The sequence below is a fragment of the Arcobacter sp. ISO1 genome (genome assembly GCF_058105185.1).
Map to the genome: position 1 here is coordinate 791,799 of NZ_CM176573.1, position 20,150 is coordinate 811,948.

At 33.7% G+C, this 20,150-nt stretch carries 18 protein-coding genes, 4 tRNA genes and 4 rRNA genes; 16 read left to right on the forward strand and 10 right to left on the reverse strand.

The annotated features are described in order from the left end of the window. Nucleotides 1–6: 6 nt before the first annotated feature. Nucleotides 7–1,185 carry an MFS transporter gene (locus AC2TY9_RS04015; protein ID WP_489779653.1) on the reverse strand — a complete coding sequence of 393 codons (1,179 nt, stop codon included), beginning with the start codon at nucleotides 1,183–1,185 and terminating at the stop codon, nucleotides 7–9. 61 nt (nucleotides 1,186–1,246) lie between these two features. On the opposite strand from AC2TY9_RS04015, the gene ung reads away from it, so the two are divergent. From ung to AC2TY9_RS04035, 4 genes are all read left to right on the forward strand, one after another. Further along, nucleotides 1,247–1,897 (forward strand): uracil-DNA glycosylase, encoded by a 651-nt coding sequence (gene ung, locus AC2TY9_RS04020; protein WP_489779654.1) that lies wholly within the window; start codon nucleotides 1,247–1,249, stop codon nucleotides 1,895–1,897. An 11-nt stretch (nucleotides 1,898–1,908) separates the two neighbouring features. Continuing rightward, the gene (locus AC2TY9_RS04025; protein WP_489779655.1) at nucleotides 1,909–2,343 is read left to right on the forward strand and encodes a hypothetical protein; all 435 of its coding nucleotides are present in this window, start codon (nucleotides 1,909–1,911) and stop codon (nucleotides 2,341–2,343) included. Between the two features lie 86 nt (nucleotides 2,344–2,429). Next, entirely contained in the window at nucleotides 2,430–3,212 is a 783-nt protein-coding gene (locus AC2TY9_RS04030; protein ID WP_489779656.1) for a complement resistance protein TraT, read from the forward strand. Nucleotides 3,213–3,261: 49 nt separating this feature from the next. Continuing rightward, nucleotides 3,262–3,663, forward strand: a complete 402-nt coding sequence (locus AC2TY9_RS04035) for a DUF695 domain-containing protein (protein WP_489779657.1) — start codon at nucleotides 3,262–3,264, stop codon at nucleotides 3,661–3,663. On the opposite strand, the gene AC2TY9_RS04040 is transcribed toward AC2TY9_RS04035, so the two are convergent. After that, a complete protein-coding gene (locus AC2TY9_RS04040) occupies nucleotides 3,660–4,190 on the reverse strand; it encodes a hypothetical protein (protein ID WP_489779658.1) in 531 nt (176 codons plus the stop codon). The two genes, AC2TY9_RS04035 and AC2TY9_RS04040, sit on opposite strands and share 4 nt — an antisense overlap. 17 nt (nucleotides 4,191–4,207) lie before the next feature. Continuing rightward, nucleotides 4,208–4,609 (reverse strand): hypothetical protein, encoded by a 402-nt coding sequence (locus AC2TY9_RS04045; protein ID WP_489779659.1) that lies wholly within the window; start codon nucleotides 4,607–4,609, stop codon nucleotides 4,208–4,210. A gap of 148 nt (nucleotides 4,610–4,757) precedes the next feature. Between AC2TY9_RS04045 and AC2TY9_RS04050 the strand changes: the two genes are divergently transcribed. From AC2TY9_RS04050 to AC2TY9_RS04060, 3 genes are all read left to right on the forward strand, one after another. After that, complete coding sequence (locus tag AC2TY9_RS04050; RefSeq protein ID WP_489779660.1) at nucleotides 4,758–5,000, forward strand: ComEA family DNA-binding protein; 243 nt, start codon at nucleotides 4,758–4,760, stop codon at nucleotides 4,998–5,000. Nucleotides 5,001–5,095: 95 nt separating this feature from the next. Further along, entirely contained in the window at nucleotides 5,096–5,509 is a 414-nt protein-coding gene (locus tag AC2TY9_RS04055; RefSeq protein WP_489779661.1) for a YchJ family protein, read from the forward strand. Between the two features lie 62 nt (nucleotides 5,510–5,571). Then, a complete protein-coding gene (locus tag AC2TY9_RS04060) occupies nucleotides 5,572–6,309 on the forward strand; it encodes a YaaA family protein (protein WP_489779662.1) in 738 nt (245 codons plus the stop codon). On the opposite strand, the gene AC2TY9_RS04065 is transcribed toward AC2TY9_RS04060, so the two are convergent. The 5 genes from AC2TY9_RS04065 to secG form a co-directional block, all read right to left on the reverse strand. Continuing rightward, nucleotides 6,306–7,400, reverse strand: a complete 1,095-nt coding sequence (locus tag AC2TY9_RS04065) for an MFS transporter (RefSeq protein ID WP_489779663.1) — start codon at nucleotides 7,398–7,400, stop codon at nucleotides 6,306–6,308. The genes AC2TY9_RS04060 and AC2TY9_RS04065 overlap by 4 nt on opposite strands. Further along, nucleotides 7,400–7,876 carry an RDD family protein gene (locus AC2TY9_RS04070; protein WP_489779664.1) on the reverse strand — a complete coding sequence of 159 codons (477 nt, stop codon included), beginning with the start codon at nucleotides 7,874–7,876 and terminating at the stop codon, nucleotides 7,400–7,402. Before AC2TY9_RS04070 ends, AC2TY9_RS04065 begins: the two co-directional genes overlap by 1 nt. 8 nt (nucleotides 7,877–7,884) lie before the next feature. Further along, on the reverse strand, nucleotides 7,885–8,484 hold the full coding sequence (pyrE, locus tag AC2TY9_RS04075) for an orotate phosphoribosyltransferase (RefSeq protein ID WP_489779665.1): 600 nt from the start codon (nucleotides 8,482–8,484) through the stop codon (nucleotides 7,885–7,887). Nucleotides 8,485–8,486: 2 nt separating this feature from the next. After that, nucleotides 8,487–9,044, reverse strand: a complete 558-nt coding sequence (frr, locus tag AC2TY9_RS04080; protein WP_489779666.1) for a ribosome recycling factor — start codon at nucleotides 9,042–9,044, stop codon at nucleotides 8,487–8,489. A gap of 146 nt (nucleotides 9,045–9,190) precedes the next feature. Beyond that, on the reverse strand, nucleotides 9,191–9,547 hold the full coding sequence (gene secG, locus AC2TY9_RS04085) for a preprotein translocase subunit SecG (protein WP_489779667.1): 357 nt from the start codon (nucleotides 9,545–9,547) through the stop codon (nucleotides 9,191–9,193). Between the two features lie 71 nt (nucleotides 9,548–9,618). Between secG and AC2TY9_RS04090 the strand changes: the two genes are divergently transcribed. Then, nucleotides 9,619–10,314, forward strand: a complete 696-nt coding sequence (locus AC2TY9_RS04090; protein ID WP_489779668.1) for a methyltransferase — start codon at nucleotides 9,619–9,621, stop codon at nucleotides 10,312–10,314. Here the strand turns inward: AC2TY9_RS04090 and AC2TY9_RS04095 are convergent. Both AC2TY9_RS04095 and AC2TY9_RS04100 read right to left on the reverse strand, forming a co-directional pair. Beyond that, nucleotides 10,266–10,673: a thiamine-phosphate pyrophosphorylase gene (locus AC2TY9_RS04095; RefSeq protein ID WP_489779669.1), complete on the reverse strand. Its 408-nt coding sequence runs from the start codon at nucleotides 10,671–10,673 to the stop codon at nucleotides 10,266–10,268. The two genes, AC2TY9_RS04090 and AC2TY9_RS04095, sit on opposite strands and share 49 nt — an antisense overlap. Before the next feature lie 52 nt (nucleotides 10,674–10,725). Further along, on the reverse strand, nucleotides 10,726–11,421 hold the full coding sequence (locus AC2TY9_RS04100; RefSeq protein WP_489779670.1) for a Bax inhibitor-1/YccA family protein: 696 nt from the start codon (nucleotides 11,419–11,421) through the stop codon (nucleotides 10,726–10,728). A 481-nt stretch (nucleotides 11,422–11,902) separates the two neighbouring features. Here AC2TY9_RS04100 and AC2TY9_RS04105 point away from each other — a divergent pair. From AC2TY9_RS04105 to AC2TY9_RS04140, 8 genes are all read left to right on the forward strand, one after another. After that, nucleotides 11,903–13,420, forward strand: a 16S ribosomal RNA gene (locus tag AC2TY9_RS04105). Between the two features lie 137 nt (nucleotides 13,421–13,557). After that, nucleotides 13,558–13,634, forward strand: a tRNA-Ile gene (locus AC2TY9_RS04110). A 38-nt stretch (nucleotides 13,635–13,672) separates the two neighbouring features. Then, nucleotides 13,673–13,748 (forward strand) — tRNA-Ala (locus tag AC2TY9_RS04115). Between the two features lie 364 nt (nucleotides 13,749–14,112). Next, nucleotides 14,113–16,993 (forward strand): 23S ribosomal RNA (locus AC2TY9_RS04120). 184 nt (nucleotides 16,994–17,177) lie between these two features. Continuing rightward, a 5S ribosomal RNA gene (gene rrf / locus AC2TY9_RS04125) occupies nucleotides 17,178–17,293 on the forward strand. A gap of 748 nt (nucleotides 17,294–18,041) precedes the next feature. Continuing rightward, nucleotides 18,042–19,559, forward strand: a 16S ribosomal RNA gene (locus AC2TY9_RS04130). The 16S, 23S and 5S rRNA genes sit together here with 4 tRNA genes alongside, the layout of an rRNA operon. A 137-nt stretch (nucleotides 19,560–19,696) precedes the next feature. Beyond that, nucleotides 19,697–19,773: transfer RNA gene (locus tag AC2TY9_RS04135), tRNA-Ile, on the forward strand. 38 nt (nucleotides 19,774–19,811) lie between these two features. Beyond that, nucleotides 19,812–19,887: transfer RNA gene (locus AC2TY9_RS04140), tRNA-Ala, on the forward strand. The last annotated feature ends 263 nt before the right edge of the window (nucleotides 19,888–20,150 follow it).

A 20,150-nucleotide genomic window follows, 5' to 3' on the forward strand; every position in this document is an offset into this window, starting at 1 on the left:
ACTCCTTTAATGAATCTGTTTAATTGTTTGCTTCGAAAATATAAATGATATCAACGCAGCAAATAAAGTTAATACTGAAGTTAATAAGAAAACCTCAGAAAAATCATTTGTTATATCATAAATATAACCAGCAGCAACTGGGCCTATTGCTTGTAAAGAGGCAAAAAGTATAGTTAAAAGTGAGAGTACTTTTGCTGTTCTTCTTACATCAAAATGTTGTGAAGTTAATAATGTAACCAAAGATGGTATACTCCACACAGAAATACCAAAGGCTATAGCTGAAATAAATAAAGCTATTGAATTTACATCAATTGATAAAATAAAATGGGCTATTGTTTGTAAAGTGTAAACAAAGAAAAGCGATTTATATGCACCATATTTATCTGCAATTATTCCAAAAATTAAGCCAGAGAATAAAGAACTAAAACCTAGAATTGCCCAAAAATCTCCAGAAATATCACTACTCAAAGAGTATTTATCCATAACTGCACTTACAAAATAGGTTACAAATATAGAATAACTAATTCCAAATACCATATAAATTGTTGCAATTTTCCAAAAAGCACTTGTTTTTATATATTTTAAAACTGAAACTTTTGATTCAGGCATATCATGTTTAGCGTGTTTTTTTATAATTCCTTTTGATATGAAAGCAACAATTAATAAAATAAGTGAAAAAATCATCCATGAATATTTCCATGGCATATTAGATGTTAAACTTTCTATATAAGGGACTAACTCACCTGAAAAGATTATGGCTAAACCACTTCCACTAACAGCTAAACCTAAAGCTTTTCCTCTAAACTCTTTTGGAACAACATTTGCGACATAAGCCATTATTGATATATTAGCAATAGCAGAGAAAAAACCACTAAAGGAGTAAACTAATGAGATATATAAATAAGAATTAAATAAAATCATAATAAACATACTTAATGATTGAAGAAGTATAGTTATAAAAATTAACTTATAAGTTTCATATTTGTTATATAAAATATTAGCAAAGAATATACCTGCTAAGTATCCAATAAAGTTTGCTGTTCCTATAAAACCAACTTGTGTTGTTGTAAGAGCTAAACTCTCTTGAATATTTGGTAATACCATGCCAAAGGAAAATCTACCTAAACCTAAACAAGCAAGTATAATTAAAAAAGAGGCAATTATTGTTTTCGTATATTGTTTCAAGAAAAACTTTCAAATTATTTATGGTATCTTAGTGAAATTTTAATTAACAGGATATTATTAAATGCAATCATGGGAAGAAGTTATAAATATTGAAAAAGAAAAAGATTATTTTAAAAATTTAAAAGAGCAAATTGATAAAAAATATGAAACAACTACTGTATTTCCTCCAAAAGATAAAATATTTAATGCCTTTTCTAAATCTTTATTAAAAGATTTAAAAGTAGTTATCTTAGGACAAGATCCTTATCATGGTAAAGGGCAAGCACAAGGTTTAGCTTTTTCTACTCCTAAAGAGATAAAAAACCCACCTTCAATGGTAAATATTCTAAAGGAGATAAGAGATGATTTAAAAAAAGACTCTTCATGCTTAGATGGAGATTTAACACCTTGGGCAAAAGAGGGTGTACTTTTATTAAATACAATTTTAACAGTTGAGGAATCAAAACCAAAATCACACCATAAATTAGGATGGGAAACTTTTACAAATAATATAATAAAATATATTTCAGATAATTGTAGAGAAGTAGTTTTTATACTTTGGGGTGCTCCTGCAATAGCAAAGAGTAAACTTATTGATGAATCAAAACATCATATTTTGACTGCTCCTCATCCAAGTCCTTTATCTTCATATAGAGGTTTTTTTGGATGTAAACACTTTAGTAAAACAAATGAGATTTTAAAAAGTTTAGGGAAAAAGCCAATTAATTGGTAAAAGGGGAAAAGATGAAAAATGTTTTCTTGAAGTTTGTAGTTGTTTTTACACTTATTAGTTCTTTGTTTATTCTAAATGCAAAACAAGGTGAGAAGTTTATTCTTATACTTAAAGAATCAAATACAAATGGAAAAATTTTATATAAATTAAAAGATAAACTTTCATTAAATCAATTAGAAATAAATGATAGTTTAAAGCATAACTATATGTTACAAAGAATAGTAGAAAAGATTTTTGACCATGAAGATGAGTATGCTGATGAAGAATTGTTTTTTGTTGATACAATAATTGATAAAGATGACAATGAGTGGACACTAAGTGTTAATGTCTTAGATGATAATTCCTCTGTTTCACAATTTATTTCAAAAAAAGATAATTTAATTATAAATGGGTGGATAAATAGAAATAATAAAGATATCTTTGGCCTAAAAGTCTTTAATTTCTAAAATTAATAATTAAAAATCAGTATATTTATGTAATATTAAAATATATTTTTCTAAAATAGCATCTATTTTAATAACAAGGTGAAGAAATGATTAAAAAAGTTAGTTTAAGAAGTATGAGTTTAGTGAGTATCTCTCTTGCTGCTTTACTATTTACAGGTTGTGCCGCTCCCTCTTTTACAAAAGTTGGAACAACAGCAACAGGAGAAAAAGTAGCTATTACTAAAAAAGATGTTCATGCAAAAACAAAAATGAGTGAAACTATTTTTTTAGAGCCAGTAGACCCAAAAGATCAAATAATCTATTTCAAATTTAGAAACACTTCAGATGAAGAGCTTGAAATTATGCAAAAGTTAAAATCAAAATTTGAAAGTATGGGATTTGTAGTAACAAGAAATCCTAAAAAAGCTAATTTTATGGTTCAAGCAAACTTACTAAAAGTTGGTCAGATGGATGAAAATGAACAAAAGAATTATTTAGCATCTGGTTTTGGAGTTGGTGCAGCTGCAGCTGGTGTAACAATGTTAACTGGTGGTGGATATGGTAGAGCTGGAACTGCTGGATTAATTGGAGCAGTTGTAGGTATGGGAATTGAAGCAGCAAGAGTTAAAGATATACATTATGCAATGGTTACTGATGTAGAGATTAGACAAAGACCAATGCAAGGTGAAACTGTAACTCAAAATGATAGTATGTCTGGACAAATGGGTAGAGGTTCTGTAAGTAGACAAAGTTCTACTATGGAAAATGTTCAATGGAAAAAATATAGAACAAGAATTGTAAGTTCTGCATATGCTCCTGGTTTAGATTTTGAGCAAGCTAGACCATTCTTAGAGAATGGACTTGTTAAATCTTTAGCTGGAACAATGTAATTATAAAGGGTATTCATCTTTAATGAATACCCATATTTAAGGTTGATTTGTGGAAGAAAAGTGGTATTTAGAAAACACTGGAAATATTAACCAGATGTTAAGAATAAGAGATGATATAGACCTACCTCAAACAATAGAAGAGTTCCCTAATCTGGTATTGTTAAAACATAATTTTCATGTGGCTGATGATATTATGTTCCCTGATCCAGCTTGTTTAGCGTTTTTTACTGTTTTTGAAAATAATCATTTAGAAAGTTTGGAAGAGGAAAATAAATTAGCTCTTCTTGCTGTGGATATTTGTGAGGGTTTAATGCAGTTTTATGTGTATTGTAAAGATACTCAACAAACTATTTATGATTGTATAGATTTTTTAAAATCAAATGATTTATATAAATGTGATTTTGAAGTTTATAATAATGATTGTGGAAAGAGATTAGAAGAGTTTTTCTAATCAATTTTTCTTTTTTGCCAAATATAGATTTTATAATACCAATATCTATGACCTTTTGATGGAAATTTTTTAATATCTCCAAATACAAAATCAATAATTTTTCTTGTGTTTTCATCAAGTGATGCACCCTTTGAAAGAGATTGGGCAAAACCATTTTTAAGCATAGTAAAGATTTTTTCTTCTTGTTCTATAAAATCTAAGTACTTCATTTTTTGCAGTTCTCTAGTTCTTTCAGTTGAGAGGGTGGTTAGATATTCTTCAAACATTAAATATGCATCAGCTTTTTGTTTATTTTTACTATTAAAAAAAGCATTACTTGCCCTTTTTACATTCTCTTTAATATCCAATCCCATATCAATACATTGTTTTTTATCAAAGTCTTCTTCTGGATTGGTTTTTATTACCAATGGTTCATTCTCTTTTTTTCCAGACTCTTCTTTTTGTATATCTATTTTTTTTTCTATTTTTTGTGAATCTGCTTGTTTAGATTCTTTAATATCTTTCTTCCCTAAAAAATTACTAAACATTTTTTCTCCTATTTGAATCAATCAATATTATTGCTTAATTCTTTTAAGAAATTTAAAAAATTTCTATTGTGTAATTTACTAATATGTAAATATATATAAGCAACAACAACTAAATTTAAATGTATCATTGCCTCTTGAAAAGAAAGAAAGGTAAATAAAATACCTGCAATTAAAATAAATACTGGATATGAAATTTTTATTCTTTCTTCATCAGTCTCAAAAGCAAGTCTATAGTCCTTTAAATTCTTTTTTATAAACTCTTTATCTTCAAAAGTTAATTTTTTTTGCTCTTTTAGTACATCTAAACCTTTTAATACTTCAAGTTTCTTTTTATATTGAAGATATTTAAATAATAGTGCTACTAATATAGCTATCGAGATTATATTACTTATTAATTCCAATGGAATTTGAAAATCCATATTCTTCCCTCAAATTTGTTTAGGGTATTCTATTATAATTGAGATTAGATATAAATAATATTTTGAAAAAATAAAGTAATCATTATAATTATAAATAAACTTTAAAGTTATTATAGATAATATAAAATATTATATTAAAGGAGTTGAAATGAAAAAGATATTAGTCTTATTACTAATGGGTATATCATTTATGTTTGCAGCATTAAATTTAAATACTGCAACAAAAGATGAACTTATGGCTATAAAAGGTATAGGTGAGAAAAAAGCAGAGCAAATAATTACTTTTAGAAAAAGTAAACAGATTGAAAATGCAGATGACTTATTGAAGTTAAAAGGTTTTGGACCAAAGTTAATCTCAAACATAAAAAAAGATATTAAAGCTAAAAAATAGCAAGAATTAGAAGTGATTATAATTTATATTATTTTCACTTCCAAATTTTCTATTTTTTTGATAAAATATTTTAAACCTTAAAATTAGGATTTAATATGAAGATATCAGGCAATTCATTCTGTCCATGTGGAAGTTTAAAAAAATTTAAAAAATGCTGTAAGGTATTTCATGAAGGTAATTCTGCAAAAAATGCATTAGAGCTTATGAAATCCAGATATAGTGCATATGCAGCAAATAATGCAAGCTATTTAATGGAAACAACTCACAGAGAAAACCCAGATTACTCTTCTGACATTAAAACTTGGGAAGAAACACTACATGATTATTTTGATCATACTACTTTTCAGGGTTTAGAAGTTTATGACTTTATTGATGGTGATAATGAAGCCTATGTTACATTTAAAGCTATTATTTCACAAGGAGCAATTGATGCATCTTTTGTTGAAAAGAGTAGATTTGTAAAAGTTAATGGAAAATGGCTTTATCATAGTGGAAAGTTTATAGGTTAAAATAAAACATCTTAAATAAAAATTTCGATAAACTCTTATTTATTTTATTAAAAAGAGTTATTATGAAAATTTTATTAGCACCTGCAGAGGCAAAGAATAGTGGAGGGGATTCTTCTTCTTTCTCAAACGAAAACTTTTCTTTTCCACAACTTTTCTCTAAAAGAGAAGAGATTATAAATATATATGAAGATGTATTAAAGAACTCTACAATTGAAGAGTTGTCAAAATGGTTTGGATTAAAAAATCTTAAAGATGTGGAAAAATATAAAGAGAGTTTAATCAACAAACCTACTATGAAGGCAATAAATAGATATAACGGAGTGGCATTTGATGCCCTTGATTATAAAAACTTACAAGTTGATGAACAAAAATATATTGATGAAAATGTTGTTTTATTCTCAAATCTTTTTGGTCCAATTTTAGCAAAAGATTTAATTCCAGATTATAAATATAAACAAGGTGCAAAACTTCCAAACATTAGTGTTGAAAAATTTTACTTAGATAATTTTACTGATACTTTAGATGATTTTGTAGGAGATGAGCTTATAGATTTAAGAGCAGGCTTTTACGAAAAATTTTATAAAGCTAAAAAAGCAAATGTTTTGACGTTTAAATTTATAAAAGAGGGGAAGGTTGTTTCACACTGGGCAAAATTTTACAGGGGAAAAGTCTTACAAGAGATTGCAAAAAACAAAATTAAAAATCATAGTGAATTTATGAATATGCAAATTACAGGTTTAAAACTAAATGAGATACAAGAAAAGAAAAATATTAAAACATTAATAATGGATATTGTTTAAATATCTTTGAGGGGTAAGCGTTTATTAAATAAAAAGATTAAAGCAAGGGCTGAAAATATTGAACTATATAAAAATAAATACTCTCCATATAACCATCCAGCTAATAAAGCTCCCAAAAATCCACCAAGACCATAGGCTACTCCATACATAAATTGTTGGGCTAGCTTCTTATTTGAATATAAAGAGTATAAATATATTATAACTGCACTATGGTATAAACCAAAAGAAAAGGCATGGATACTTTGTGTAAAAAAGGTTAAAGCTAAATTATCAGGATAGGCAAATAATAAAAACCACCTAATTATAGTAATAGCAATTGAAAACTTTATTATGTTTAAAAGATTTCTTTTTAGTAATGGGGCTTGAAAATAAAGTAGAATTATTTCACATAAAACACCAAAAGACCAAAGATAAGAAGTCATCTGTAAACTTATTCCATTTTCTGTTTCATATATTGTAAAAAAATTATAAAAGCCTCCAAAGCTTAGTTGCATAAAAAATAAACTAACCCAAAATGGCCAATATTTAAAAAAAGAAAATGGTTCATTAGTATTACTTTCATCGTGATTCACATCATCATATTTTAAAAGTAGAAGTGCAAATATAACTGTCAAAATATTAACTGCTAAGTAGTAATGTATAGCGATATATGGATGTGTTAGAAATTGCCCTAACACTAAAGATATTAGTGTAAATCCAATTGAACCAAAAAGTCTTGATTTACCATATCTATCTTTTCCCAAAATCTTTACTGCATTTACTTCCAAGTATGGAAGAATTAATGAGAGAGAAGCTCCTAATATTGCATTATTTATCATAAAGAAATAAAAATTTTCAATTGTTAAATAAAAGCAAATAGAACAAAAAATTGATAAAAATAGTGCTGTTTTAAAAACAAATTGATTTAACTTTATATGTTTTAAAAATAAAAAAGGTGTTGCAAATCTCATTAATGGAGCTAATGCAAATACAATTCCAATTTGTAGAGCACTATAATCTAAATCGTGTAATACTTTTGGTAGAAAAATTACATAAACACCAACGGCAGCAAAATAAAAAAAATAAAATGCTGATAATTTAAAAATAAGCATTATTTTTTTTCTGAGATAACAGTAGTTTTTGTTAATAAATCTTGTATAGTTTTTTTGTCTTTTCTAAAAAAGGGTAAAAATGCAAGTAGTACAGTTGTTGCTGAGAATATAAATATTAAATATCTTAGAATTGCTTTTGGTAAAGAGATTTTGTTTTTTGTTTCATTATCAACAAGGGTAACAGAATAAGCTTTATACCCTGGTGTTTGACCTTTCATTATCCAAAAAAGAACAACAATAAGTCCATAGGTAAGTGCAGTTAACCATCTAGCTTCTTCACTACCTTGAAAATCATCTTTTCCTTCCATGATTAAATAAGTAGTTACATACATTATTGGCATCATTATCATAAACATATCAACAATAAATGCTTTAATTCTATTTCCAATTGGAGCTGATGTTAAACTATCAGTATCCTCTACTTGTGTAAATTCCTCTTTTGTATTTCCTTGTTTAACATCTCTCCATCTACTCATAGTAAAACTTAGTTTCCTCTACTACCAGGTTTATAAGCAATATCTTTAAAATCACATTCCTCTGGAGAATACATTTTAAATGTAAAATCTTCTAGGGCAAAAAGTGGTTTATCTAAAGGAAGTTTACAATTATCTTGTGCTTGTAAATCACTTCCTTCTCTAGAACAAAATCCTCTATTTGCTAAAGCTGCATAAGCAACAATATTTCCACCAGCATTTTCAACTTGTTTTGCAGCCTCTAATGCTGAACCACCAGTTGTAATAATATCTTCACAAATTAGGTAGTTTTCATTCTCTTTAACTTCAAAGCCTCTTCTAATCGTCATCTCTCCATCAACTCTTTCTGCAAAGATAAATCTTACATCAAGTGCTGTTGCTAGGGCAAATCCTGCAATAAGACCACCAAGAGCTGGAGAGCAAACTGCATCTACTTTTATTCCAGATTCTTTAATTTGTTCTGCTAAAGCTTCTGCTAAAAGTTTTGCAGTTTTTGGGTCTTCTAAAACCTTCGCTGATTGTAAATAGAATTTAGAATAGTTCCCTGAACTTAGTTTAAAGTGACCTTCTAATAAAGCTTGTGCATCTTTGTAAATTTGTTCTACATTCATAATTAAACCGTTAAAATTTCTTGTTCTTTATCTTTTAAAATTGCATCAGCTTTTGCAACATAAGAATCAGTAATTTTTTGAATTTCATCTAAAGCTTTTTTGTTATCATCATCAGTGATCTCTTTTTCTTTGTGAAGATTTTTTACTTGATCATTTGAATGTTTTCTTATATTTCTGATTGCAACTTTTGCATTATCTGTCATACCTTTAGCTTGTTTAGCACTCTCTTTTCTTTGTTCAACTGTCATTGGTGGGAAGAATAATTTTATTACATCTCCATCACTATTTGGGTTAACTCCAATATTAGCTGCATTGATTGCATGCTCAACATCAGATAAAAGATTTTTTTCCCAAGGATTAACAACAATTGTTGTTGCATCAGTTGCTGTAACTGAACCTACTTGGTTTAATGGAGTTGGTGTTCCATAATAATCAATTTTAACACTATCTAATACAGTAACATTTACTTTTCCTGTTCTAAGTGTTTTATAATCTCTTTTTAATGCTTCTAGAGATTTTTCCATATGATCTTTTGTTTCTGAATATATTTCATTTAACATTTATACTCTCCTTTGTTTTTTGTATTGCTTTTAAAAATCGAACAAGATTATACCATTTTAAACATATGATAAGTTTTATATAAAGAATTTTAGGAGTTTTTATTGTGATATGCCAGGAAGGCATATCATAATTTCTATATAGGGTATTAGTTGTTTTGTGGTTGTTCTGGTACTACTGGTGCAGCAGGTGCAACTGGTGCTGCAGGTGCAGTTTGTTGTACTGGAGTAGTAGGAATTAAAGTATCAGTTTTAACACTATCAACGGCACTTTCAAGTTTTTCTTGATTATATAAGTAACCTAAAGTTACTGTATTTATAACAAATAAAAGTCCTAAAAACATTGTTGCTTTACTTAAAAAGTTTGCTGGCCCTTTTGCTCCAAATAATGAATCATTACTTCCGCTATATGCTCCAAGTCCAATACTTGAACTCTTTTGTAATAAGATTGAAATAGTAATTGCAACTGCTAAAATGAACTGAATTATCAATAGTGTTGATGTCATATTAAGTTTCCTTTAAAAAAATGGATTGTATTTTACTAAAATTTTATTAAAAAAAGGTTAAAATGCTTTCCATGTCTGTAAAAAACGAGTTTTCTAAATACGCAAAAGAATATAACAACTTCAATATAATCCAACAAATAGCTGCAAAAGCTCTTATTCGTGATATAAAATCAAAACCAAAAAAAATTTTAGAAATAGGTTGTGGTTCTGGACAAGTATTCAAATATATTGATTGGCAAATTGAAAAATACGATGCAATTGACTTTTCTCCTTCTATGTGTAAACTTCATCCAAGGGGTGGGAATATAGAGATAAATTGTTTTGATTTTGATTCAAGTGAATTTGAAGCCTTTTTAAAAAACAAAAAATTTGATATGATTTTATCCTCTTCTGCAATGCAGTGGTCAAAGGATTTAAAAAAGCTTGTAAAAAAACTTAGCCTTTGTACAAATGAAATAAATGCTGTTTTATTCACTTCTAATACTTTTAAAACAATTCAAGAGATTACAAAAACAGAATCTCCTATTTTATCAGTTGAAAAAATAAAAGAAGCATTTACGAATAGTTTTACTTGTGAATTTGAGATTCATAACTATAATATTGAGTTTGATAATAAAAAAGATCTATTTGATTATATTAAAAAATCTGGTGTTAGTGGTGGCTCTTCAAATTTAGATTTTAAAATGGCAAAAAAACTTTATAAAGAATATACTCCAAACTATTTAGAGTTTGAAGTTATATTTGTTAAAACTGTTTCTAAAATATAAAGTTCATATCTTATATATTTGAAATTTTCACTATCTTCTATTGAAATTAATTTACAAAACTCTTCAAGAACTCTTGCACTCTCTTGGGCTCTTTTAAAGTTAGCAATTAATATAGAGTTTAAATCATCACGATTTTGTTCACTTTTTATAGAAGCTCTTAAAACATCATTTTGTACATCTCTTGTTTCTAAAAGTTGATTGTAGTTTGAGGTTCTTGCTTTGTGTCTTAAACTTTTTAGTTTAAGGGCAGTTTCTTTGTCATTATAGATATATCTAAAGATATCCTCAACAACACGAATACCTTCACGAAGGCGATTTAAATTAGCATCAATAAGTCTTAGATTGTTTTTTTCTTCCATAGAAAGTATTGTAGAATAAAATAGCTTCGAAAATCGAAGCTATTTATATTTATTATTCGTCGCTATTTAAGATTCCAAAAATTTGTAATAAAGATACAAATAGATTAAAGAAATCTAAATATAAAGCAATAGCAGCTTCAATTGGTGTTTCAAATCCACCTCTGATAATTTGTTGTGTATCATAAAGAATAAATGCAGAGAATAATAATGCACCAACTCCTGCAATACCTAACTGTAAAAGTGGAGATTGAAAGAAAATATTTGAAATAGATCCAACAATTAAGATAATTAATGCAATAAATAGCATTTTCCCCATACCTGAGAAATCTCTTTTTGTTGTCATTGCAAACATTGAAATACCACCAAATGCAACAGAAGTCATTAAAAATGATTGAGCTACAATTGAAGCACCTGAAGGCATCATAAGAATATTACTTAATAATGGTGTAATTGTTAAACCACTTATAAAAGTAAATCCAAATAAAACCGCTAAATTTATACCTGGTTTATTTTTTACTGCAAAAAGTGCAAATAAAAGAATAAATTCAAGTATTACTAACCCCCAATACCAGCTTGCTATTGTAGACACCATATCTAATCCGATATAAGCACCTGCCGTTGCTGCAAGTAAAGAACCAGCGAATAGCTGATAAGTTGCTTTTAAAAAGCTCATTAACTGTGCTCTTGATGAATCTACATTAGAGCTGTATTGAGATGTGTCTTGTGTAAGATAATCTCTGTTATACATTGTATTCCTTTCTAATTTTTTGACATTTTAATATGTTACCCTTAATAAATTCTTTAATAAATGAAGTTATATTCATTTTATAAATATATTTATATATATTAATAATGATAAAAATTAAAAACAACTAAAAACTGGAGAAACCGGAAAACTTTAAAAATTTAAGCTATATTTTAGAAAAAACCCTTGACAAGGCATAAAAAATCTATTATAATTCCCGTCCAATTTGAGTGACACACTTAACAAAAACATGTTAAGAGTATCGAATCAAACGTTCTTTAACAATAAGTAGGTTTGTTAAGAGAGTAATCTTTATAAACCGAATATGATAAAACTATTTACTACATGAAGATGTAGAGAAAAAAACACGAAACAAGAATATGGTAATAACATATCCTTGTCTATTTAAACATAAAGCTTAGCTTTACTAATTGAGATTTATTTTGTAACTACGAGTTACATAATAGTCAAGATTAAACTTTTTATTATGGAGAGTTTGATCCTGGCTCAGAGTGAACGCTGGCGGCGTGCCTAACACATGCAAGTCGAACGAGAACGGGTTAAAGTTTACTTTAACTGTCAGCTAAGTGGCGCACGGGTGAGTAATATATAGTTAACCTGCCCTCGAGAAAGGAATAACAGTTGGAAACGACTGCTAATGCCCTATATGCCTTTATGACATAAGTCAGCAAGGGAAATGCTTTAGTGCTCGAGGATGGGACTGTATGGTATCAGATAGTTGGTGAGGTAATGGCTCACCAAGTCAATGACGCCTAACTGGTTTGAGAGGATGATCAGTCACACTGGAACTGAGACACGGTCCAGACTCCTACGGGAGGCAGCAGTGGGGAATATTGCACAATGGAGGAAACTCTGATGCAGCAACGCCGCGTGGAGGATGACACTTTTCGGAGCGTAAACTCCTTTTATATAGGAAGATAATGACGGTACTATATGAATAAGCGCCGGCTAACTCCGTGCCAGCAGCCGCGGTAATACGGAGGGCGCAAGCGTTACTCGGAATCACTGGGCGTAAAGAGCGTGTAGGCGGATAGATAAGTCAGAAGTGAAATCCTATAGCTCAACTATAGAACTGCTTTTGAAACTGTCTATCTAGAATATGGGAGAGGTAGATGGAATTTCTGGTGTAGGGGTAAAATCCGTAGAGATCAGAAGGAATACCGATTGCGAAGGCGATCTACTGGAACATTATTGACGCTGAGACGCGAAAGCGTGGGGAGCAAACAGGATTAGATACCCTGGTAGTCCACGCCCTAAACGATGTACACTAGTTGTTGCTATGCTAGACATAGCAGTAATGCAGTTAACACATTAAGTGTACCGCCTGGGGAGTACGGTCGCAAGATTAAAACTCAAAGGAATAGACGGGGACCCGCACAAGCGGTGGAGCATGTGGTTTAATTCGACGATACGCGAAGAACCTTACCTGGACTTGACATAGTAAGAACAATTTAGAGATAGATTGGTGTCTGCTTGCAGAAACTTATATACAGGTGCTGCACGGCTGTCGTCAGCTCGTGTCGTGAGATGTTGGGTTAAGTCCCGCAACGAGCGCAACCCTCGTCGTTAGTTGCTAACAGTTCGGCTGAGAACTCTAACGAGACTGCCTACGCAAGTAGGAGGAAGGTGAGGACGACGTCAAGTCATCATGGCCCTTACGTCCAGGGCTACACACGTGCTACAATGGGGCATACAAAGAGCAGCAATACAGTGATGTGGAGCAAATCTCAAAAATGCCTCCCAGTTCGGATAGTAGTCTGCAACTCGACTACTTGAAGTTGGAATCGCTAGTAATCGTAGATCAGCAATGCTACGGTGAATACGTTCCCGGGTCTTGTACTCACCGCCCGTCACACCATGGGAGTTGAACTCATTCGAAGCGGGGATGCTAAAGTAGCTACCCTCCACAGTGGATTCAGCGACTGGGGTGAAGTCGTAACAAGGTAACCGTAGGAGAACCTGCGGTTGGATCACCTCCTTTCAGAGAAAGAGCTAAGATTCGTTTCTTAGCTCAGAAGCTATCCTCACGAAATAGAGATAGCAAAAAAGATGAGAAAAAAAATAGATAGTTTATTGTGTTCGGTTTATAAAGATTATTTAAAAAAATAGGTGACAAATGGGCCTATAGCTCAGCTGGCTAGAGCGCTCGACTGATAATCGTGAGGTCCCAGGTTCAAGTCCTGGTAGGCCCACCATGATTTAGATAATCTTACAAGATTATTAATATATTGTTGGGGATATAGCTCAGCTGGGAGAGCGCCTGCCTTGCACGCAGGAGGTCAGCGGTTCGATCCCGCTTATCTCCACCATCTATTGAATAAACCAAATAAAGAAAGCTAAATATAAGTCTTAAAAGAGATAAGATTTATATTTGGTTTTAGAAGAACCAAAACTGTTACAATAGTAACAATGTTATTTAAAAATTTAATGTTAAAGTCTTTAATTTTTTTCGTTTAAATTAATCTTTCGTATGAAGATAATTTAAAAATTAAAAAATTTCATATCTAAATCAGGTATTTAGAGATAAATATCTAATTAATGATAGACACAACTGTTTTATTAAATATAGCAATATGTTTAATAAGATAGTAGCCAAGGAATAATTATTCAAATAAAGCAATTAACTTTAATTAGTTAATTTCTCAAATAAGGTAGAAGTAGAGATACTTTTATTAATAAGCTATTAAGGGCTAATGGTGGATGCCTAGACTGTAAGAGGCGATGAAGGACGTACTAGACTGCGATAAGCATTGGGGAGCCGTCAAGAGGCTTTGATCCAGTGATTTCCGAATGGGACAACCCAGCATGTTATGCATGTTATCCTTTCGAGGAGGCGAACCTGGTGAAGTGAAACATCTCAGTAACCAGAGGAATAGAAATCAACCGAGATTCCGGTAGTAGCGGCGAGCGAAACCGGATTAGGGCACTTAGTGATAATATTTAAGATAGAAGAATTACCTGGAAAGGTAAAGCATAGAAGGTGATACTCCTGTATTCGAAATCTTTAATATGGTACTAGGCTAAGGAACGAGTAGGTCGGGACACGTGATATCTTGACTGAATATGGGGGGACCACCCTCCAACCCTAAATACTACTTACAGATCGATAGTGAACAAGTACCGTGAGGGAAAGGTGAAAAGTACCCCAGTGAGGGGAGTGAAATAGAACCTGAAACCATTAGCTTACAATCATTCGGAGCCCTATGTTTTATACAGGGTGACGGACTGCCTTTTGCATAATGAGCCTGCGAGTTGTGGTGTCTGGCAAGGTTAAGCCAAGTGCGAAGCCGTAGCGAAAGCGAGTCTTAATAGGGCGAATTAGTCAGATGCTGCAGACCCGAAACGAAGTGATCTATCCATGAGCAGGTTGAAGCTGGTGTAAGAGCTAGTGGAGGACCGAACCGGTAGGCGTTGAAAAGTCTTCGGATGACTTGTGGATAGGGGTGAAAGGCCAATCAAACTTCGTGATAGCTGGTTCTCTCCGAAATATATTTAGGTATAGCCTCTAGTAGTAGCGTATAGGGGTAGAGCACTGACTGGGCTAGGGCTGCTTACCGCGGTACCAAACCCTATCAAACTTCGAATACTATACGTGTAATCTAGGGAGTCAGGCGTAGGGTGATAAAATCCTATGTCGAGAGGGGAACAACCCAGACTAACAGCTAAGGTCCCAAAGTCAATGTTAAGTGGAAAACGATGTGGAGTTACTGTGACAACCAGGAGGTTGGCTTAGAAGCAGCCACCCTTTAAAGAAAGCGTAACAGCTCACTGGTCTAGTGATTCTGCGCGGAAAATATAACGGGGCTAAACATTGCACCGAAGCTTTAGACTCAATTAATTGAGTGGTAGGAGAGCGTTCTATTCAGCGTTGAAGATGTACCGGTAAGGAGCGTTGGAGCGGATAGAAGTGAGCATGCAGGCATGAGTAGCGAGAAAAGAGGTGAGAATCCTCTTCGCCGAAAACCCAAGGTTTCCTACGCGATGCTCGTCATCGTAGGGTTAGTCGGGTCCTAAGTCGAGTCCGAAAGGGGTAGACGATGGCAAATTGATTAATATTTCAATACCAACAAATAAGCGCGATGTGGGGACGCATAGAGTTAATCGAGGTCACTGATGGAATAGTGGCTCGAAGGAAGTAGGTTGTATCTTAGGCAAATCCGGGATACATTAGACCGAGATCTTACAGGCTCTTGACGCTCTTCGGAGCAGATTGAGAATCGATGATACTGTCGTGCCAAGAAAAGCCACTAAGTATATTATTTGTTGCCCGTACCGTAAACCGACACAGGTGGGTGGGATGAGTATTCTAAGGCGCGTGGAAGAACCCTGGTTAAGGAACTCTGCAAACTAGCACCGTATCTTCGGTATAAGGTGTGCCTACTTTGGTATAGAGATTTACTCTCAAAAGCTAAAGAGGTTGCAACAAAGAGTCCCTCCCGACTGTTTACCAAAAACACAGCACTTTGCTAACACGTAAGTGGATGTATAAGGTGTGACGCCTGCCCGGTGCTCGAAGGTTAACTGATGATGTTAGCGTAAGCGAAGCATTTGATTGAAGCCCGAGTAAACGGCGGCCGTAACTATAACGGTCCTAAGGTAGCGAAATTCCTTGTCGGTTAAATACCGACCTGCATGAATGGCGTAACGAGATGGGAGCTGTCTCAACCAGGGATCCAGTGAAATTGTAGTGGAGGTGAAAATTCCTCCTACCCGCGGAAAGACGGAAAGACCCCGTGCACCTTTACTACAGCTTGACACTGTAGCTTGGATATTCATGTGCAGGATAGGTGGGAGGCTTTGATTCATAGACGCCAGTTTATGATGAGCCATCCTTGAGATACCACCCTTGAATATTTGAGTTACTAACTGCGAGGAGTTATCCTTCTTCAGGACAATGTCTGGTGGGTAGTTTGACTGGGGCGGTCGCCTCCTAAAAAGTAACGGAGGCTTACAAAGGTTAGTTCATGGCGGATGGAAATCGCCAGTTGAGTATAATGGCATAAACTAGCTTGACTGTGAGACATACAAGTCGAACAGAGACGAAAGTCGGTCATAGTGATCCGGTGGTTCTGTGTGGAAGGGCCATCGCTCAAAGGATAAAAGGTACGCCGGGGATAACAGGCTGATCTCCCCCAAGAGCTCACATCGACGGGGAGGTTTGGCACCTCGATGTCGGCTCATCGCATCCTGGGGCTGGAGCAGGTCCCAAGGGTATGGCTGTTCGCCATTTAAAGCGGTACGCGAGCTGGGTTCAGAACGTCGTGAGACAGTTCGGTCCCTATCTTCCGTGGGCGTAGGAAAGTTGAAGAGATTTGTCCCTAGTACGAGAGGACCGGGATGAACGTACCACTAGTGTACCAATTGTTCTGCCAAGGGCATCGTTGGGTAGCTACGTACGGATGTGATAAGAGCTGAAAGCATCTAAGCTCGAAGCCAACTCTAAGATGAACTTTCCCTGAAGATCCCAGCAAGACTAGCTGGTTGATAGGCTAGATGTGTAAGCGTTGTAAGACGTTTAGCTGACTAGTACTAATAGATCGTTTGGCTTATTTTATATATTTCTTGGTTTACTATCTTATTAAATGTATAGCATTTAATACAAATTGTGTAAGACGTTAGCAATAACGCAAAGACTTTTAACATTTAACTTTTAAAACTCATAGAACCTAATGTGAGTAAAGAGAGTAACGTTACTAATTACTAGTAACCAATTACTAATTACTTTCTTTACTCATATTGCTGGTGGTTTTAGCGAAGTGGAAATACCCAGCTCCATTCCGAACCTGGAAGTCAAGCACTTCTGCGCTGATAATACTGCAGGGTCCCCTTGTGGAAACGTAGGCCGCTGCCAGCTCTTGAGTATTTATACAAGCCTTTATCTATTCTAACTTTTTAGTTATTTTAGATAGAGGCTTTTTTTTAGCTCTACCAGAATTGTTATGCCTTCATTTTTTACTACTTATATATATTTTTCTTATTCTCTTATTTGTTTTACTAAAATAAGTACTTTATAATCTCCCTTTTATAATATTTTTTACCTTCTTCTCATCAACAATGTTATCAATGTCCCTATTAATCCTGTTACTATTAAGATAAATCCCTATACTGTAATTACTGTCCATTTATTTGATTTTAGGGCTGAACTTAATAATTCTTCTCCTAAATGATTTTCTAGTCTTTAGAAAACCTCATTAATTAGAGATTGTTTTTAACTTACTTCATAAAAAAAAGAGTGAAGATTTAGTGATAAAAAGAAATAAACCGGAAAACTTTAAAAATTTAAGCTACATTTTAGAAAAAACCCTTGACAAGGCATAAAAAATCTATTATAATTCCCGTCCAATTTGAGTGACACACTTAACAAAAACATGTTAAGAGTATCGAATCAAACGTTCTTTAACAATAAGTAGGTTTGTTAAGAGAGTAATCTTTATAAACCGAATATGATAAAACTATTTACTACATGAAGATGTAGAGAAAAAAACACGAAACAAGAATATGGTAATAACATATCCTTGTCTATTTAAACATAAAGCTTAGCTTTACTAATTGAGATTTATTTTGTAACTACGAGTTACATAATAGTCAAGATTAAACTTTTTATTATGGAGAGTTTGATCCTGGCTCAGAGTGAACGCTGGCGGCGTGCCTAACACATGCAAGTCGAACGAGAACGGGTTAAAGTTTACTTTAACTGTCAGCTAAGTGGCGCACGGGTGAGTAATATATAGTTAACCTGCCCTCGAGAAAGGAATAACAGTTGGAAACGACTGCTAATGCCCTATATGCCTTTATGACATAAGTCAGCAAGGGAAATGCTTTAGTGCTCGAGGATGGGACTGTATGGTATCAGATAGTTGGTGAGGTAATGGCTCACCAAGTCAATGACGCCTAACTGGTTTGAGAGGATGATCAGTCACACTGGAACTGAGACACGGTCCAGACTCCTACGGGAGGCAGCAGTGGGGAATATTGCACAATGGAGGAAACTCTGATGCAGCAACGCCGCGTGGAGGATGACACTTTTCGGAGCGTAAACTCCTTTTATATAGGAAGATAATGACGGTACTATATGAATAAGCGCCGGCTAACTCCGTGCCAGCAGCCGCGGTAATACGGAGGGCGCAAGCGTTACTCGGAATCACTGGGCGTAAAGAGCGTGTAGGCGGATAGATAAGTCAGAAGTGAAATCCTATAGCTCAACTATAGAACTGCTTTTGAAACTGTCTATCTAGAATATGGGAGAGGTAGATGGAATTTCTGGTGTAGGGGTAAAATCCGTAGAGATCAGAAGGAATACCGATTGCGAAGGCGATCTACTGGAACATTATTGACGCTGAGACGCGAAAGCGTGGGGAGCAAACAGGATTAGATACCCTGGTAGTCCACGCCCTAAACGATGTACACTAGTTGTTGCTATGCTAGACATAGCAGTAATGCAGTTAACACATTAAGTGTACCGCCTGGGGAGTACGGTCGCAAGATTAAAACTCAAAGGAATAGACGGGGACCCGCACAAGCGGTGGAGCATGTGGTTTAATTCGACGATACGCGAAGAACCTTACCTGGACTTGACATAGTAAGAACAATTTAGAGATAGATTGGTGTCTGCTTGCAGAAACTTATATACAGGTGCTGCACGGCTGTCGTCAGCTCGTGTCGTGAGATGTTGGGTTAAGTCCCGCAACGAGCGCAACCCTCGTCGTTAGTTGCTAACAGTTCGGCTGAGAACTCTAACGAGACTGCCTACGCAAGTAGGAGGAAGGTGAGGACGACGTCAAGTCATCATGGCCCTTACGTCCAGGGCTACACACGTGCTACAATGGGGCATACAAAGAGCAGCAATACAGTGATGTGGAGCAAATCTCAAAAATGCCTCCCAGTTCGGATAGTAGTCTGCAACTCGACTACTTGAAGTTGGAATCGCTAGTAATCGTAGATCAGCAATGCTACGGTGAATACGTTCCCGGGTCTTGTACTCACCGCCCGTCACACCATGGGAGTTGAACTCATTCGAAGCGGGGATGCTAAAGTAGCTACCCTCCACAGTGGATTCAGCGACTGGGGTGAAGTCGTAACAAGGTAACCGTAGGAGAACCTGCGGTTGGATCACCTCCTTTCAGAGAAAGAGCTAAGATTCGTTTCTTAGCTCAGAAGCTATCCTCACGAAATAGAGATAGCAAAAAAGATGAGAAAAAAAATAGATAGTTTATTGTGTTCGGTTTATAAAGATTATTTAAAAAAATAGGTGACAAATGGGCCTATAGCTCAGCTGGCTAGAGCGCTCGACTGATAATCGTGAGGTCCCAGGTTCAAGTCCTGGTAGGCCCACCATGATTTAGATAATCTTACAAGATTATTAATATATTGTTGGGGATATAGCTCAGCTGGGAGAGCGCCTGCCTTGCACGCAGGAGGTCAGCGGTTCGATCCCGCTTATCTCCACCATCTATTGAATAAACCAAATAAAGAAAGCTAAATATAAGTCTTAAAAGAGATAAGATTTATATTTGGTTTTAGAAGAACCAAAACTGTTACAATAGTAACAATGTTATTTAAAAATTTAATGTTAAAGTCTTTAATTTTTTTCGTTTAAATTAATCTTTCGTATGAAGATAATTTAAAAATTAAAAAATTTCATATCTAAATCAGGTATTTAGAGATAAATATCTAATTAATGATAGACACAACTGTTTTATTAAATATAGCAA